We start from the raw sequence: 15,969 nt of genomic DNA, 5'->3' as shown, positions 1-15,969 counted from the left end.
AATATATGACCATATATGCAGCGATGGATATCTGTCAATTGGCGGGTCAGTGGTAGAGTGGTTGCGCTGCGAAAAAAGGATCGATAAGAAAATGAATGCCCCGACTCTTGGATACGACGAGCGCTTGCCGCTCTATCAGCGCCTACGGGAAGAAATGCTGGCCAAGATTGCTGCCGGCGAGTGGATGCCCGGCTCGCCCATTCCGACCGAAGCGGAGCTGACCAAGTTGTATGGCGTCGCCATTGGTACGGTGCGCAAGGCGGTGGATACGTTGGTCAATGAAGGCCTGCTGTTGCGCAGCCAAGGCCGCGGCACCTTTGTGCGCCGGCCCAACTTCGATGCCTCGCTGGCACGCTTCTTTCGTCAGGTGAATGCCAGCGGCGGCCGTGAGATCCCCGCCAGCCGGATCCTCTCCAAAAGGCTGCAGAAGCCTTCAGATACGGTGGCAACGGCGCTGAAGTTGGGGCACGGCGAACAGGTCGTGCACATGGAGCGCCTGCGCATGATCGAAGGTCGCACCCTGTTTCATGAGGAAATCTGGCTGCCGGCCATGCGCTTCGCGGTGTTACTGGAGGTCGACTCCGAAAGCTTTGGCGAACTGCTCTATCCGTTCTACGAGCAACAGTGCGGGCAATGCATCGCCTCGGCCACGGAAACCCTCACCGTCGGTGCCGCCGACAGTGCCATGGCGAAAACGCTTTCGATCGAAGAGGGCGCGCCGGTGGTCGTCATCGAACGCACGGCCTTGGGTTACGACCGAGCCCCGCTGGAATACCGCCTGTCCCGCGCCGCGGCCGAGGGGTTTCGGTACCAGATCGACATTTCCTGATAGCTCTGCGGAAGGGCCGATAAGCAGGGCTGCTTCAATGGGAAGCGGCGAAGCCGCTTGTATTCAAAAGGCTGGCTGGATCATTCCGGTTGATCCTTCATGGGTATTGAAGCTGAGCGCCAACCGCTGCCTTATCGATCACTGACCAAACATGCCGAATCTTTCCGTTCTGAAATTCGTAGAACACGTTCTCGCTGAAGGCGACTCTTCTTCCATTGACTGGAAAGCCGAACAACATGCCTGCTGGCGTGCAATCGAACCGTAGCCGGCATGCCACACGAGGCGGCTCGGCAATCAGCAGATCGATATTGAAACGGAGATCGGGAATCGCCCGAAAATCTTCCTCAAGCATCCGGCGATAGCCTTCCAGCCCGACTCGCTGATCGTTGTAATGCACCTCGACATCGACAAAACGGCCCAGCTCCGGCCAGTTCTGGCTGTTCAAACAGGTGATGTAGCCGCGGTAGCGATCGGTCAGCTCGGTGCCGGTCATTTGTCGTCTCCTGTGTATTAGGGCCAGTCAGGTTGAGGTGGCACCGATCGATCCTTGGACTGTCGATCACCGGCAGGTTTGCATCCTGGTGATGCGCTGACGCGACCGAGCGGCCGGTTGCGTCACAGGATGGCATGCTGATCACTCCTGTTTGACCAGCCGCTCGACTGCGCGACGGGCCAATGGAGTGACCACCAGTACCGCCGGGAAAGCGAACAGCCAGGCGGCCAGCCACCCACTGATCCACAGGGCAACGAAGCCGGGCGCAAGGCCTGTCGCGCGCAGCGTCGAAATGGCGGACACCATCAGCGACATGAACCCGGAGAGAAGCAGGGCGAACAGCAGCGGCGCGTATCGACGAGCGATCATTGGCGTACCTCCAGCTTAGCGGGGACTTGCGCCTGGCAGTGCAGACGCTGCAGCGTTTCAGCGGAGTGCTGGCCAAACAGGGCATCCGCAGCGGTGACGAGCGCTCCGGGCTCGAGCAGCTGCGCTTCGGTACCGGGCACGTTGGCGATGCCTTCGATGATCATTCGGGCGACGTAGGCGGTGTGGCCTTGGGCGCTGTGGTAGATGACGGCAATCTGTTTCATGACCTGCTCTCCAATCGGTGATCGAGGTAGGAAGCTAGCCCGCTCATTTCAGCCAACCGGCGAGCGCCACCGCGGACAGATACAGCCCGAGGCCGAACACGCCGTGATTGGCCAGGCTGCGCAGGCAGTTCTTCAGCGGTGAAGGCGTACGGCGCCCGGCGAAGCCCGAGCCCATGGCGGGCTGGACGATGAACAAGGGGACAACGACGGTGCCGAGTCCCATCGCCAGTGCGGGCAACAGGGTCGGCTCGTAGGCCCATGCGCTGCCTTGGAATGCGAGCAGCAGCGCGGCGAAGACGATACCAGTGGCGTAGTGCAACAGCCAGCCGAGCGCCAATTCGCCTCTGACCGGTTGCGACCTGGCGATCGCCTCGTGCCTCAGCCGGCCGCGTAACAGATGGCCGCTCCAACGCCCGATGAAGGCGAAGTTGAGCGTTGTCACGCCCAGGCGTTTGAGCACCATCAACCACAGGTCCATGACTGCGGTGGCGCCAATACCGAGGCCGCTGGCCAGAATGAGTGAGTGTGTCAGTGATGTCATGGAAGCCTCCCGCTGCTTGACCGATTGGTGGTACGGCGCGACTCTACAAGTTCAAGTGAACTTGAGGTCAAGGGGCTCGCTCATGGATATTGCCGATGTAGCTCGGCGTTCGGGCGTACCGGCGTCGACGCTGCGCTTCTATGAAGAAAAGGGGTTAATCGCCTCGCTCGGCCGCCCGGGCGAACGACGCCGTTTCGCGCCGCATATCCTCGATCAGCTGGCGCTGATCGCGCTCGGCCAGTCGGCCGGTTTCACGCTCGAGGAAATTCGCGCGATGTTCGCACCCAACGGCAAGCCGAACATCGACCGGTCCATGCTGGCGGCCAAGGCTGATGAGCTGGAAGCGACCATCAGACGCCTTCGCGCCATGAGTAAGGGCCTGCGCCACGCCGCCGCCTGCCCGGCGCCCAGCCATGCCGAATGTCCCACCTTTCAGCGATTGCTCGGTGCGGCGGTGCCGGGAACCCGCAAGCGCGGGCAGACAAAGCGCGTCGGTCGCCTGGAAAAGTGATCGAAAGGCACATGGCCCCTAAGCGTCACCTTGGGCTCGCCATGCCGCGGCTTCAGCCGGCAGACTCGCAGGGAGGCGACAGAGCGTCAGTGTCGTCCAACAGCTCGTCAGCCATGAAAAATGCTTCGCGCCGGGACAAGGCGGGCTCTGCGGCAAGCCCGAGGCAAGCGTAGTTGTCGCCCTGGGAGGGCTTGATGACGAGGCTGTTATTACACGCGAACGCGAGCGTTCTTATTCAGGTAGACCTCGTACTCGCCGAACATCTTCTTGTATATCAGCCGACTCCCCAGGGCCACTTGTTCCGCCACGCCACGCCACGCCACGCCACGCCACGCGGCTCGGGCGTACCACAGCGTGACCCGTTAACGGGTTGATGTCGTGTCCGGTGGGCTAGACGGTTTGCTGAGGCTCGCGTCCGAACCCTGGGCCGGAGCGGGTGTTGTTGCCCTTCGCCAGTCGGTCGTAGAGCACTACGTTGACCGTCGCCGCGAGGTTCATGCAGCCGTTGGTGGGGATGTAGATCACATCCTCGCACCAGTCCCGGATCTCCTTGCTCAGCGAGCCATCCTCGGCACCGAAGATGTACAGGGCACGATCCGGATGGGTGTAGTCGGGTAGGGCACGTGCACCCTCGACCAGTTCCACGGCGACCGGCACGCAGCCGAGCGGCAAGATCTTGCGCAGGTCATCGATGTTGATCAGCGGGATGTCCTGATGGACCTTCTTGGTATCGGTGATGAAGTCCTTGGCGCGGTCGTAACGGGTGCCGGTGTAGAACACCGAGGCGGCGCCGTAGCAGCCCGCCGCACGCATGATCGCGCCCACGTTGGAAGGCGATTTCGGGTTGCTCAGGCCGATGCAGGCATATCGTTTGTTGCTCAAAGTGTGCGGCTCTCAGAAGGCGTACTCGCGCGGGAACGCGCGAGTATACGGGACAGCGCGTCGGCGGTCGGCCCGAGGTGCTGGCTGCGATCAGGGGATGAGTTTGCTGCCACGCAGTGTCGAGAACACTTGAAAAAACGCCTCGTCACTCGCCTGGTAATCCAGAAAGCCGAGCGTTCGGCTTTTGGTCATGTCCGTCACCACCTCGATTGGACGTCCCAGATCGGCATCCGTGTGCCATGGCGAGATGAGCGTGGCGATGTCCGGCTCAGCCAGGCTGAACTGCTTCGCCATCTCTGCCCACACCTCGGCGTCACCCGCCATCTGCTGTTCCAGTGGAGCGGGCTGGCCATCGAACGGCGCCGCTTCGATGCCGAACCACTCGGCAATACGAGACCACATCCACTGCCAGCGGAACACATCACCATTGACGATATTGAAGGCCTGGTTGGCCGCGGCAGGTGTGGTGGAGGCCCAGCGCAGATGCCTGGCGAGCTGGCCCGCATCGGTCATGTCGGTCAGGCTGTTCCACTGCACCTCCGAGCCTGGAAAGCGGAATGGTCGACCGGTGAACCGGCAGATCGAGGCGTAGACGGCCAGCGTGGTCGCCATGTTCATCGCGTTGCCCACGGCGATGCCGGTGATGGTGTGGGGGCGGTGCACGCTCCAGCTGAAGCCGTCTCGGGCTGCCGCCGCGAACACCTCGTCTTCCTGCGCATAGTAGAAGTTCTCGACGTCCAGCCGGCCCTGTTCCTCGCGAAACGGCGTTTGCGGCAACGAACCCTTGCCATAGGCCTCGAACGGGCCGAGGTAATGCTTGAGGCCGGTGACCAGCGCGACGTGGCGAACCGAACCGGACGGCCGGACCGCTTCGAGCACGTTGCGCACCATCTGAGCATTGACGCGGATATTCTCCGCTTCGCTGGCCTGGCGAGCCCAGGTGGTCAGGAACAGGTGAGTGGGCGAAACGCCGCTCAGCGCAGACGCCAATGCTGATGGGTCCAGCAGGTCCGCGCTGAGCGGCGTGACGCCCACTTCGGCGTTTGGCCGACGCGCCAGTCCCGCGACGGCCCAACCTTCGTTGGCCAACAGGCGAGACACCGCACTTCCGACGATTCCACTCGCGCCGACCACCAGTGCTTGATTTGTCATGTTCAGACCCCACAAAACGAAACAGGCGTGCACCTTACCCACTCGAAAATGTCGATCCAAGTCGGCACCAAATGGTAACCATCCCCCATGCAACCCGGCTCTGACGAAGAACAATGGCGCGAAGACTGCGCTCCACGGCGAGTGCTCGAAATCTTCTCGACCAAGTGGACCAGCATGATCCTGCACACGCTCCATGCGCGGCACGACGGCACCGCGCGCAGCGGCGCGCTGCACCGAAGCCTGCCCGGCATATCCAAGAAAATGTTGATACAGACCCTCCGCGAGCTGGAGGCGAGCGGGCTGATCGAACGGCATACGCTTGATTCGGTGCCACCGGCGGTGAGCTATGCGCTGTCGCCGCTCGGCAGGCTCATGGTTCAGCCCATCGAGATGATCTACGAGTGGGCGAGGCAAAACTCCTCGGCCCTGGACCAGCTGCAGCCGAGGCGGACATCGCGACGGCGGGGATAGGACGGCGAGGCAGGCGACGGATCGAGTCTGCCTCGCAACTCACACGGCGTTCACGATCTGCTCACGCAGCCACTGATGACCCGGATCGCGGTGGGAGCGTTCATGCCAGAGCATGGACATTTCGTAGCCAGGGATTTCCAGCGGGGCTTCGACCACCTGTAGCGTGGTGCTGCCCAGCACAAGCCGCTCGGGAAGCATGGCAACCAGATCAGAATTTTCCAGCACCGAACGCAGAAACAGGAAGTGGGGTACCGACAACACTACCCGACGTTCCAGGCCATGCCTTGCCAATTCCTTGTCGGTGACGCCCTGGAACCCGCCGCCGTCAGGCGAGACGATCACCTGATCGAGTGCACAGAACTGCTTGAGCGTCGGCCGCCGCTTCAGGCGAGGATGGCCCGCACGGCCTGCGAGCACGTAGCGCTCGGTGAACAGCGGGCGGCGGCGCAGATTGGGGGGCGAACCTTCGGTCGTGTGAAAAGCGAGGTCGATATCGGCTTGTTCAGCTTGCCGGGCGATGCGCGAGGGCACCATTTCGACTACTGCAATGCGGGTTCCCGGCGCCGCCATGCGCAGGCCAGCCAGCGCCGGTAGCAAGATAGCCACCTCGCCGTAATCGGTGGCGGCAACGCGCCAGACGTCCTGTGCTGCGGTGGGGTCGAAAGGACTGGCCGGTGCGACGGCCCGTTCCAGCGCTTCCAGCGCTGAGCGCAATGGCGCACGCAGTTCCTCTGCGCGCGCGGTAGGGCGCATGCCCCGTGGTCCAGGCAACAGAAGCGGGTCGCCAAAGATCTCTCGCAACTTGGCCAGATGCACGCTCACCGAGGGCTGAGAGAAGTTCAGGCGTTCGGCGGCGCGCGTGACATGGTGCTCGGCCAGCAGCACGTCCAGCGTTACCAGCAAGTTGAGGTCCAGACGTCTGAGATTATTCATGGCAATACCAGGAATTGGAGTTATTCATTTCAAATATACCTGGCGAAACCACATCCTGCGCCTGTCTTGCCACGGAGGTTTCCCATGAATGTCCTGATTGTTTACGCCCATCCCGAACCACGCTCGCTTAATGGTGAGCTGAAGAACTTCGCTGTCCAGCGCCTGAAGGCGGCCGGCCACACAGTGCGGGTGTCCGACCTGTACTCGATGCGCTGGAAGGCGCCTATCGACGCCAGCGATAGCCTTAATGGCGATGCCGAAAGGCGTTTCGATGCCTCGCAGGACTCCAGACGGGCCTTTGCCAGTGGCTTGCAGAGCCCCGACATTAGCGCCGAGCAGGACAAGCTGCGCTGGGCGGATGCGTTGATTCTGCAGTTCCCGCTCTGGTGGTTTTCGATGCCAGCGATCCTCAAAGGCTGGGTCGACCGGGTCTATGCCTATGGATTTGCTTACGGCGTCGGGGAGCACTCGGATGCGCGTTGGGGCGACCGCTACGGCGAAGGTTCGATGGTGGGTAAACGGGCCATGCTGGTCGTTACCACTGGCGGCTGGGATTCCCACTACGGCCCGCGCGGCATTAACGGCCCGATGGATGACCTGCTATTTCCCATCCATCACGGCATCCTCTATTACCCCGGCTTCGATGTGTTACCGCCCTTCGTGGTGCATCGCACCAGCCGCATCGACGAGGTCCGTTTCACGAGCATCTGTGAAGACCTCGGCCAGCGCCTAGATGACCTATGGCGTACCGAACCAATCGCTTACCGCAAGCAAAACGCCGGCGACTACGAGATACCGGCGCTTACCCTCAAGCCTGATGTGGCGCCGGGACAGGTGGGATTCGCGGCGCATGTGGTGTGGCCGGAGACATAGGGCTCATGTCCACCGCAGAGTGGGACGCAGAGTTTCAAGCGAGAGAAAAGGGCGGGAGCCGTTATCCGCCCTACGCCAGCCCACTATTCTCGACGCGTCCGCATCGTAGGGTGGAAAACGGCGAAGCCTTTTCCACGCGCCAGTTTCAGGCTACTTCGCTGTAAGCCAGCCGGGTACGTAGGCTGTTAAGCGCTTCGCTCGACCATACCTCGGTGGTTACGACCTGACACGGCGCCGGTATTTGGCAAACGTAGAAGTGGGGCGTCGAAATCGGCATGCCTCGTTCGACTATCAAAGCCATCGAGGCAAGCCCTCAACCACAGGAGAACCGTTATGCCCAGCACGATCCGCCTTCATCGCGTATTGCGAACTACGCCCGATCGCCTTTACCGCGCGTTTCTAGACCCGGACGCCAAGGCCAAATGGCTGCCGCCGAATGGCTTCACCGGCAAGGTGCATGAGCTTGATGCTCATGTCGGTGGCCGCTACAGGATGTCCTTCACCAATTTCTCCACGGGCGCGACCCACAGCTTCGGTGGCCAATACCTCGAACTGCTGGAAAATCAGCGCATCCGTTACGAAGACAAATTCGATGATCCGGGCCTACCGGGCACCATGGAAGTGACGGTGACGCTCACCCCGGTTTCCTGCGGCACCGAGCTGAACATCACTCAGGAGGGCGTCCCCGACATGATTCCCGCAGAAGCCTGCTACCTCGGCTGGCAGGAATCGCTGACGCTACTGGCGAAGCTGGTCGAGGCAGAGATTCCGGATGAATGATTGATCGCAAGGGAGAGGATGGGTGGCAAAACTTCAGGTGCTTTGCGGCGAAGGGGCCTGCCACCTTTTCTCTTATCTACATCACAAGCTGCTTCGTTATATCAGGCGCCTGGGGGAGGGCAGTTCCCCCGGTATGCCCCGGCATCCGATAGCCGCCACCATGGCAATTCCCTCATGGCGGGGTTGAGATTATGATGCGCGCCCGCCAACGCCTCACGCCTAAAATCTCAGGTCATCATGCCCGGCAATGCGCTCTATACCGACTTGTCGGGTTACTACGACCTTATGTGTGCTGATATCGACTACAGAGCGCAAAGCTACTGTGTTCACCGGCTTCAGCGGCTATTCGGTAACGCCGGAAACCGGCACTTGGATCTCGCCTGTGGCACCGGACCGCATGTCCGGTATTTCATCGATGCCGGCTACGAAAGCGGTGGCCTCGACATCAATCAGCCCATGTTGAACAGAGCAGCCATTCGCTGCCCCGAAGCGCGCTTTTCCCTGCAGGACATGTGTGAGTTCACCGTGGCTGAGCCGGCCGACCTGATTACCTGCTTCCTGTACTCCATCCACTACAGCGGTGGTATCGAGCGCCTGAAAGCCTGCATCGCCAGTGTGCATGGTGCGCTGATAACGGGTGGGCTTTTCTGCTTCAACGCCGTCGACAAACACAGCATCGACAACCGTTCATTCGTCTCGCACAGCGCCCAGCACGCTGAGGGCCTGTTCAGCTTTAGCTCCGGTTGGCATTACTCAGGCACTGGCGAGCGGCAGTCGCTCAAGCTACGCATCGAGAAAACCATCCCCGGCGAAAGCCAGCTATGGCATGACGAACATGCCATGGTGGCGGTGAGCTTTAATGAGTTGCTCGAGTTGCTGGCGCCGTGTTTTGAAGTGCACATGCTCGAGCATGACTACGAAAAGATCCTTCCCTGGAACGGAACGTCGGGGAACGCGATTTTCGCCTGCGTGAAGACTTGATTCGTTGCACGCCTCGGATCCCCTTGCTGCGCGAGCCATCTCCTGAACCAGTGGTGTTACGCCCATTGCGGCCGCCTTGTCTGGACAGCAAAACGCGACGCCCACTGGCAATTGGCCGTCGCTTTTCCCACTAATGGAGCCACCAGATAGCCCGTAAGCTGAACCGAAGCGCTTTCGCTTTCGGCTCCGTTAAGGCAGGCGGACCTTTGGCCGGCTACGCAACGCCCGGATAGCGAAGCGACATTGCCAGCCACCGAGGACAGAAACGTGAATACGACTGCGACGCTCGCTTGTACATGGAAGACGATGGCTCTGGCGGTCTGCCTGGGGCTCGGGCTGAATACCGCGACGGCGGCGCCGAGGTTGGAGTTCTCGAGCGAATACAACGCCGGATCCATTCATGTCGAAGGGGACACCTTCTTCGTCCAGCAGGTCGAGGAGCTGGCTGGCGATGAGGTGGATATCACCCTGCACATGGGCGGCAGCCTGGGTTACAAATCGCCCGATCACTTCTATGCCGTGGCGGACAACGCGGTTCAGATTGCCGATACCCTGGCGGCGTTCTTCGGTGGGGTGGATCCGATCCTGCTCTTGTCATCGCTGCCATTCATCGTCAGTGACGTGAGCGAGGCCAAGGCGCTGTACGACATCGCGCGTCCCGAATATGAAAAGGTCTTCACCGAGAGCGGCCAGATCCTGCTCTATTCCTCGCCGTGGCCACCTACCGGGATCTGGGCCAAGAAGCCCATCGTGTCCGCCGATAGCCTGAAGAACCTGAAAATCCGTACCTTCGACCGCACCGGCACGCAGGTCTTCAAGGAAGCCGGCGCCGCGTCCATCAGCCTGGCCTGGGGCGACGTCGTTCCGCAACTGGCCACGGGGGGCATCGAAGCGGTGTTGACCTCGGCCGACCTCGGCGCGGCTGCCAGCTTCTGGGAGCAGCAGAGCGATTTCAGCGGCGTGCAATACGCCGTTCCGCTGAATATGGTGCACATGAACAAAGAGGCCTTCGACGAGCTGTCCGAGAAGGCGCAGGCGGCGATTCTCGAGGCGGCCAAACGCACCGAGGCGCGTAATTGGGAGGCGGTGCGTAGCCGTGTCGCGGGCAATTACGAGAAGCTCGCCGAGCACAAAGTAGCGATCCACGATCCGATTCCGGGCGACTTTCGCGTATTCCTCGGTGATGCCTCCGAGCCGGCGGTTGCCGAATGGCTGGAGGACACCGGCGAGCGAGGCCAGCAGCTGATGCTCGCCTTCGATGCGTGGAAGGCCAAGCAGTGATCCAAACGATGGCGCGTCTGTCGGGACGGCTCAACCGCCTCGGCGCAGGCGCCAGCATGCTGATCATCGTCTATATGCTCGGCCACATTCTCGTGGAGGTGCTGCTGCGCCTGCTCAGCCAGTCCACCTATGTGCTCGACGAGTTCATCGGCTATGCCGTGGCAGCGATGATTTTTCTCAGCCTGCCGTACGCGCTGGAGCAGGGCGGGCTGATCCGGGTCTCAATCCTGCTCGAACGCTTGGCGCCGCGTTGGCGTTGGCCGCTGGAGCTGGCTGCCACGCTGGGCACACTGGCCGCGTTTGGCTTGGTGGCGGCCATCTGGTCCAAGGGCGTGCAGCGAAGCTATCAACGTAATCTGATCAGCGACACCATGGCGCAGACACCGCTGTGGATTCCCGAGTCGGCCGTGTTGGTCGGCCTCTGCATGCTCTGCCTGACTCTGTTAGTGCGCGCACTGGTGATTCTGCAACAGCGCGGCGACTATCGCGCCTAAGGAGCAAGCATGGACATGATCGTAGTCGCTCTTGGCGTCGTCGCGATCCTGCTCACCACCTTGGCGCTCGGCGTCTGGGTATTCGCCGCGCTGGCCCTGGCGGCGATTCTTTCACTGTGGGGCTTCGGCGGCTTCGGGTTCGAGCGCATCGGCCTGATGATGTCGAAAATCCTGTTTCGCGCAAGCAACAGCTGGGAGCTTGCGGCAATTCCCTTGTTCATTCTCATGGGCGAGTTGATCTTTCGGTCGGACATCTCGGAGCGCTTGTTCCGAGGCCTGGCGCCATTGACGCGTTACCTACCGGGCGGGCTGTTGCACACCAATGTGTTCGGCTCGACGCTGTTCGCCTCGGTCTGCGGCTCCAGCGCGGCGACCACCGCCACGGTGGGCAAGATCACCACTCGCGAGCTGGCGAACCGCGGGTACGACCGCGACCTGTCGCTTGGTTCGCTGGCCGGCGCGGGGAGTCTCGGGCTGCTGATCCCGCCTTCGATCATCATGATCGTTTACGGTGTGCAGGCCGAGGTTTCGATCATCAAGCTGTTCATGGCAGGTCTGCTACCCGGCCTGATGATGGCGGCGCTGTTCTCCGGCTTCGTCATGCTGCGCGCCATCGCAAACTCGGGAATCGCGCCGCGAGAAGCGCGCGGCGACACCAGTCTGCTTGGTGCACTGGGGCTGCTGATGCCGATCCTGCTGCTGATCGGCCTGGTCATCGGGGCCATCTATAGCGGCATCGCGACCCCGTCGGAATCGGCCGCCATCGGCGTCACCGCCTCGCTGTTGCTGCTGCTGGCCGAGCGGCAATTGAGCGTCGCGCTGATCGTCGATGCGCTCAAAGGCACGCTGCTAACCTCCGCCATGGTCTGCAGTCTGCTGGTGGCAGCCGCGATGCTGTCGGCGGCCATGGCCTACCTGCATCTTCCCCGCGAACTGGCAGCCTGGATTGCCGCCCAACAGCTTTCGCCGGTCCTGCTGCTGCTGGCCATCGCGCTGTTCTACGTGCTGCTGGGTATGTTTCTCGACGGCATCTCATTGACCGTCATGAGTCTACCGATCACTTTACCGGTGATCGTTGCTGCAGGTTACGATCCGGTTTGGTTCGGCGTGTTCCTCGTGATCATGGTGGAGCTCGGGCAGATAACCCCGCCGGTAGGCTTCAACCTGTTCGTTATCCAATCGCTGTCCGGCGAGCCGATAGGTCGCGTTGCTCTGGCTGCGCTGCCCTTCTTCCTGCTGATGTGTCTGGCAGCCGCACTGATCACCGGCTGGCCACAAATCGCGCTGTGGCTACCGCAAATACTGAGCGAAGCGCGGGTGTAAAGAAACCCTTGGTTTGCCTGTGCCGTGGCCGCACGCGACGGCATGATCGCCAGGATTGCTAACAGGCTTCGTCGTGCCGGGCGGAACCTATCTGGTGTTACGTGGGCGCGCGTCATAGGCGATCAATGCAAGCGCTTGGCTGGAGCGTATGCCTGGATCAGATGGTCGGCCTGCAGGGCCAGTTCATCGAATAGGTGATCACGGTTTTTCTCTGCGTCGCCCATGGCCTCTGCGCCGTGTTGTTTCACCAGATAGTTATGAATCTGCCGGACTTCCTGGGATTGGAAGATGGGAGCCAAGTCCTGCACCGCTAATAAGCCGTTGGATGCCTGGCTCCGCGTGTTCATCACCACTTGCGGGCCGCGAGCCGCTAGAGGCATGAAGCCCAGCGCTTCGAAGTACGGCACCTTGCCCGCCACGCACGCCACTTCCGCATGGGGATAACGCGCCATCATCGCCTCGATCATCGCCCGCCCAATGCCCTGTCGGCGATGGCTGGCCTGTACCGCCAGATACAGCAGCGAGCACGCTTCAGGATTATCTACATACGGGAGGTACAGCGCGAAGCCGAGCAGGGTAGCCGGGTCATCAGCATCCAGCGCCATGATCAGTTCGGGTTTGCCCGCCTGCGCACCGTCCATGCTGTCCAGATAACGATGCACTTCGAAGCCCACCACGTATTGATAGAGCTGATACAACGGGTTGCTCGGTGGAAGCGATACCGGGCTGATGTCACCGAGATAGTCCACCACCATCTGCAGCACCTGGCTCTTCATTGATTCCGGGGGCGGGGTGTTCAGGTGGGTGAGAGTGAACATGGGCGGGCTCCGGGGCGGTGCGGAAAAGGTGGCATTGTACCGGCGATGTACACCGCGCGAAGGATGGGGAATCGTGGTCTTTTCATCGCTCGTTCGCGAGGGAAGGCTCGTGGCGGATCCATTTCACGGCCGTAAAGCAGTCGGGTTCGAGGGCTGGGTTATCCGGCCCGATTCGCTCTGATCCAGCCTAGTGTTCCGGCGGCCGCAAACACGAGACACCTGGATGTGATACCGTGCTGCTACTGGCATACGGGTTACCAAGTATTTTTTTCTCTGCTTGACCAGTTCGAGCGCTTCCCTCCAGCGTTTCTCGAAAACTCGCGTTTCAACTCGGTGGCCTGCCCACCCCCGGCCGTCTGTTTCATCCGACAGATGCTGCCTTCATCACATCGCGCCATCGGTTAACCGACGTTAGTGCGCCTCACTGCGGAGCCTCATGGCTGAACCGTTGTCGGTTCGAGCTGCGCTCATATCCGCTTCAATCGTCGCCCGGGCCGCTCTCGCCTGGCGTACGTCACATCGCCTGTAAACAGGAGTCATTATGAGTTTTAGAGTCGCCATCCTAGGCGCCGGCCCGAGCGGCCTGGCCCAATTACGTGCGTTCGAATCAGCCCGTCGCGACGGTGCTGAAGTCCCCGAGATTGTCTGCTACGAGAAACAGAGCGACTGGGGCGGTTTGTGGAATTACACCTGGCGCACCGGCCTAGATGCCTACGGCGAGCCCGTCCACGGCAGTATGTATCGGTACTTGTGGTCGAACGGTCCCAAGGAATGCCTAGAGTTCGCCGATTACAGTTTCGAGGAGCACTTCGGCCGGCCTATCCCGTCCTACCCGCCGCGGGCTGTGCTGCGTGACTACATCATGGGGCGCGTTGCCAAAAGCAACGTGCGCCAGTACATCCGCTTCAGCACGGCGGTGCACTGGGTCGCCCATGACGAAACTACCGGCAAATTCGCGGTCACGGTGCGGGATCTCAAGAAAGACGAGCTGAGCACCGAAGAATTCGATCATGTAATCGTCGCGACCGGCCACTTCTCGACCCCCAATGCGCCTTACTTTGAAGGGCTGGAGAAGTTTCCCGGCCGCGTGCTACATGCCCACGATTTCCGCGACGCAATGGAATTCCAGGGCAAGGATCTGCTCCTGATTGGCAGTAGCTACTCCGCAGAAGACATCGGCACCCAGTGCCACAAATACGGTGCCAAGTCGGTCACGTTCAGCTACCGCTCCAAGCCCATGGGCTTCGACTGGCCGGAATCCTTTGCCGAAGTGCCCCTGCTCACCGAGGTGATTGGCAAGACGGCCCGCTTCAAGGACGGCACCAGCAAGGAGGTCGACGCGATCATCCTGTGCACCGGATATCAGCATCACTTTCCGTTCCTACCCAACGAGCTGACGCTGAACACGCACAACCGGCTGTATCCCGAAGGTCTGTATAAGGGCATCGTTTCCCTGGCCAATCCGAAGCTGATGTTCCTCGGCATGCAGGATCAGTACTACACCTTCAACATGTTCGATGCCCAGGCCTGGTATGCCCGGGATTTGATGCTCGGACGCATCAAGGTGCCGGCAGGTCCGGATATGGCGGCAGACTGTACTGAGTGGGTGGCCCGCGAGGAGCAAGTGGCCAACCCCTTCGAGGCGATCGATTTTCAGGCAGCCTACATACTCGATCTGCTTGAGCCTACCGACTACCCTGCGTTCGACGTAACTGCCGTAGCCGAAATTTTCAAGCAGTGGGAGCACCACAAGGAAGCGGACATCCTCGGCTACCGCAACAAGAGCTACCGCTCCACGCTGACCGGCACCCTGGCGCCTGGGCACCATACGCCCTGGATGGATGCGATGGATGATTCGCTGGAAGCCTTCCTTTACGAAGAGCAATCCCAGCCAGCAAAGGAGAGCGCATGAGTCAGCCAAGCCTGAGCCAGGCGCGCTCGCGTTTCACCTCCAGCAGCATCCGCTGGGGATTCATGTGGGCCCTATGGTGCGCCGTGCTCTGGGGCGCCTGGTATGTGCCCGGCTCCGCAGTCTGGTTCGAGGCACCCTATATCGACCTGAGCTACGACACCAACGCCGAGTTCCTGTTGGCAGCGGCAGTGCTGACCACCTTCAACGCCATTGCCGTGCTGTTCTTCCTGTTCGTCTGGAATGGGGTGTTGGGTAAATGGGGCGAATACGTTCGTACCATCAGGCAGATGCGCTACATATCCAAGTGGTTCTTCATTGGCGCCTTATTCGGCGGCCCTATGGCCATCTTCGGCTCGTATTTGGCGATGGGTTATATCGGCGGCGCTTTTGCTGCGATCTCGGCGCTGATGTACCCGATCATCGGCGCCACGCTTGCCAGGCTCTGGTATCAGGAGAAGATCACCCGGCGCGCCGCGCTGGGTATCTTCATCATCCTGGCAGGCGGCGTGACCGTTTATGCCCCCGGCATCATCGGTGAGTTCACTGGTACCGGCGACGCCGGCTGGCTTGGCTATCTCGGTGGCGCAATGGCTGCATTGGGCTGGGGTGTCGAGGGTGCTATCGCTGGCCGCGGGCTGGATGTGGCAGACCCGGATGTGGGCATCACGGTGCGATTCACCGCGGAAGTTCTCTACTGGATCGCGCTGATTCTGCCTGCGATCTACCTCTTCACCGATCAACCGGTGGTGGAGCTGGTCGTCGCGACGTTCAACTGGGCAGCCATTGGCTGGCTGACGCTGGCGGGTGTGACCTTCGCCTTCTGCTATGTGTCCTGGTACAAGTCCTTCCCGCTGATCGGAGTAGGGCGCGGGCAAGCGATTGCAGCACTGTACGGGCTGTTTGCGGTGGTTTTCCTCGCTGCGTTCACGCTCAAGTTTCCCGAGTGGAACTTCCTGGCCGGCCTGGCGCTGTTCGTAATCGGCGGGTTCGTCATGTACACGGAGAGCGACGAAGTACTCGAAGTGGTACGCGCCGTGAAGACCGACAGCAATACGGCTAGCGCCACCGCTAATGCGGCCAATGCGTGACCACAGGAGCAACC

19 protein-coding genes are annotated in these 15,969 nt (G+C 61.2%); 11 read left to right on the top strand and 8 right to left on the bottom strand.

The window, feature by feature from the left end:
* The first annotated feature begins 91 nt into the window (after window positions 1-91).
* On the top strand, window positions 92-829 hold the full coding sequence (locus H3028_RS09555) for a GntR family transcriptional regulator (protein ID WP_181296782.1): 738 nt from the start codon (window positions 92-94) through the stop codon (window positions 827-829).
* A gap of 97 nt (window positions 830-926) precedes the next feature.
* On the opposite strand, the gene H3028_RS09550 is transcribed toward H3028_RS09555, so the two are convergent.
* From H3028_RS09550 to H3028_RS09535, 4 genes are all read right to left on the bottom strand, one after another.
* The gene (locus H3028_RS09550; RefSeq protein WP_181296781.1) at window positions 927-1,322 is read right to left on the bottom strand and encodes an ester cyclase; all 396 of its coding nucleotides are present in this window, start codon (window positions 1,320-1,322) and stop codon (window positions 927-929) included.
* 141 nt (window positions 1,323-1,463) lie between these two features.
* Entirely contained in the window at window positions 1,464-1,691 is a 228-nt protein-coding gene (locus tag H3028_RS09545; protein WP_181296780.1) for a DUF2798 domain-containing protein, read from the bottom strand.
* A complete protein-coding gene (locus H3028_RS09540; RefSeq protein WP_181296779.1) occupies window positions 1,688-1,915 on the bottom strand; it encodes a hypothetical protein in 228 nt (75 codons plus the stop codon). Before H3028_RS09540 ends, H3028_RS09545 begins: the two co-directional genes overlap by 4 nt.
* Window positions 1,916-1,958: 43 nt before the next feature.
* Entirely contained in the window at window positions 1,959-2,456 is a 498-nt protein-coding gene (locus tag H3028_RS09535; RefSeq protein ID WP_181296778.1) for a DUF2938 domain-containing protein, read from the bottom strand.
* Between the two features lie 82 nt (window positions 2,457-2,538).
* Here H3028_RS09535 and H3028_RS09530 point away from each other — a divergent pair, with 82 nt between their 5' ends.
* Window positions 2,539-2,967: a helix-turn-helix domain-containing protein gene (locus H3028_RS09530; RefSeq protein WP_181296777.1), complete on the top strand. Its 429-nt coding sequence runs from the start codon at window positions 2,539-2,541 to the stop codon at window positions 2,965-2,967.
* Between the two features lie 390 nt (window positions 2,968-3,357).
* On the opposite strand, the gene H3028_RS09525 is transcribed toward H3028_RS09530, so the two are convergent.
* Complete coding sequence (locus H3028_RS09525; RefSeq protein ID WP_181296776.1) at window positions 3,358-3,849, bottom strand: RNA methyltransferase; 492 nt, start codon at window positions 3,847-3,849, stop codon at window positions 3,358-3,360.
* A gap of 90 nt (window positions 3,850-3,939) precedes the next feature.
* Entirely contained in the window at window positions 3,940-5,001 is a 1,062-nt protein-coding gene (locus H3028_RS09520; RefSeq protein WP_181296775.1) for an SDR family oxidoreductase, read from the bottom strand.
* An 87-nt stretch (window positions 5,002-5,088) separates the two neighbouring features.
* Between H3028_RS09520 and H3028_RS09515 the strand changes: the two genes are divergently transcribed.
* Window positions 5,089-5,472 carry a helix-turn-helix domain-containing protein gene (locus tag H3028_RS09515; protein WP_181296774.1) on the top strand — a complete coding sequence of 128 codons (384 nt, stop codon included), beginning with the start codon at window positions 5,089-5,091 and terminating at the stop codon, window positions 5,470-5,472.
* 39 nt (window positions 5,473-5,511) lie between these two features.
* Here the strand turns inward: H3028_RS09515 and H3028_RS09510 are convergent, their stop codons facing one another.
* Window positions 5,512-6,405 (bottom strand): LysR family transcriptional regulator, encoded by an 894-nt coding sequence (locus H3028_RS09510; protein WP_181296773.1) that lies wholly within the window; start codon window positions 6,403-6,405, stop codon window positions 5,512-5,514.
* A gap of 84 nt (window positions 6,406-6,489) precedes the next feature.
* Between H3028_RS09510 and H3028_RS09505 the strand changes: the two genes are divergently transcribed.
* The 6 genes from H3028_RS09505 (at window position 6,490) to H3028_RS09480 (ending at window position 12,137) form a co-directional block, all read left to right on the top strand.
* Entirely contained in the window at window positions 6,490-7,278 is a 789-nt protein-coding gene (locus tag H3028_RS09505) for an NAD(P)H-dependent oxidoreductase (protein WP_181296772.1), read from the top strand.
* A gap of 333 nt (window positions 7,279-7,611) precedes the next feature.
* On the top strand, window positions 7,612-8,058 hold the full coding sequence (locus H3028_RS09500) for an SRPBCC family protein (RefSeq protein ID WP_181296771.1): 447 nt from the start codon (window positions 7,612-7,614) through the stop codon (window positions 8,056-8,058).
* Between the two features lie 237 nt (window positions 8,059-8,295).
* Window positions 8,296-9,039: a class I SAM-dependent methyltransferase gene (locus tag H3028_RS09495; RefSeq protein ID WP_181296770.1), complete on the top strand. Its 744-nt coding sequence runs from the start codon at window positions 8,296-8,298 to the stop codon at window positions 9,037-9,039.
* Between the two features lie 306 nt (window positions 9,040-9,345).
* On the top strand, window positions 9,346-10,320 hold the full coding sequence (locus H3028_RS09490; RefSeq protein WP_181296769.1) for a TRAP transporter substrate-binding protein: 975 nt from the start codon (window positions 9,346-9,348) through the stop codon (window positions 10,318-10,320).
* Window positions 10,317-10,814, top strand: coding sequence for a TRAP transporter small permease subunit (locus H3028_RS09485; RefSeq protein WP_219920045.1), 498 nt, complete (start codon window positions 10,317-10,319; stop codon window positions 10,812-10,814). The genes H3028_RS09490 and H3028_RS09485 overlap by 4 nt, the downstream gene beginning before the upstream one ends.
* 9 nt (window positions 10,815-10,823) lie before the next feature.
* Window positions 10,824-12,137 (top strand): TRAP transporter large permease, encoded by a 1,314-nt coding sequence (locus H3028_RS09480; RefSeq protein ID WP_181296768.1) that lies wholly within the window; start codon window positions 10,824-10,826, stop codon window positions 12,135-12,137.
* 122 nt (window positions 12,138-12,259) lie between these two features.
* Here the strand turns inward: H3028_RS09480 and H3028_RS09475 are convergent, their stop codons facing one another.
* The gene (locus H3028_RS09475) at window positions 12,260-12,955 is read right to left on the bottom strand and encodes a GNAT family N-acetyltransferase (RefSeq protein WP_181296767.1); all 696 of its coding nucleotides are present in this window, start codon (window positions 12,953-12,955) and stop codon (window positions 12,260-12,262) included.
* Window positions 12,956-13,496: 541 nt separating this feature from the next.
* On the opposite strand from H3028_RS09475, the gene H3028_RS09470 reads away from it, so the two are divergent.
* Both H3028_RS09470 and H3028_RS09465 read left to right on the top strand, forming a co-directional pair.
* Window positions 13,497-14,867 (top strand): NAD(P)-binding domain-containing protein, encoded by a 1,371-nt coding sequence (locus H3028_RS09470; protein WP_181296766.1) that lies wholly within the window; start codon window positions 13,497-13,499, stop codon window positions 14,865-14,867.
* On the top strand, window positions 14,864-15,955 hold the full coding sequence (locus tag H3028_RS09465; RefSeq protein ID WP_181296765.1) for a DMT family transporter: 1,092 nt from the start codon (window positions 14,864-14,866) through the stop codon (window positions 15,953-15,955). Before H3028_RS09470 ends, H3028_RS09465 begins: the two co-directional genes overlap by 4 nt.
* Window positions 15,956-15,969: the final 14 nt, after the last annotated feature.

Origin of the sequence: Pseudomonas sp. Q2-TVG4-2 (genome assembly GCF_013620795.1) — a bacterium.
Classification (GTDB): Bacteria; Pseudomonadota; Gammaproteobacteria; order Pseudomonadales; family Pseudomonadaceae; genus Stutzerimonas.
Note: the sequence above shows the minus strand (reverse complement) of the source record. Positions and strands in the feature narration are given on the sequence as shown.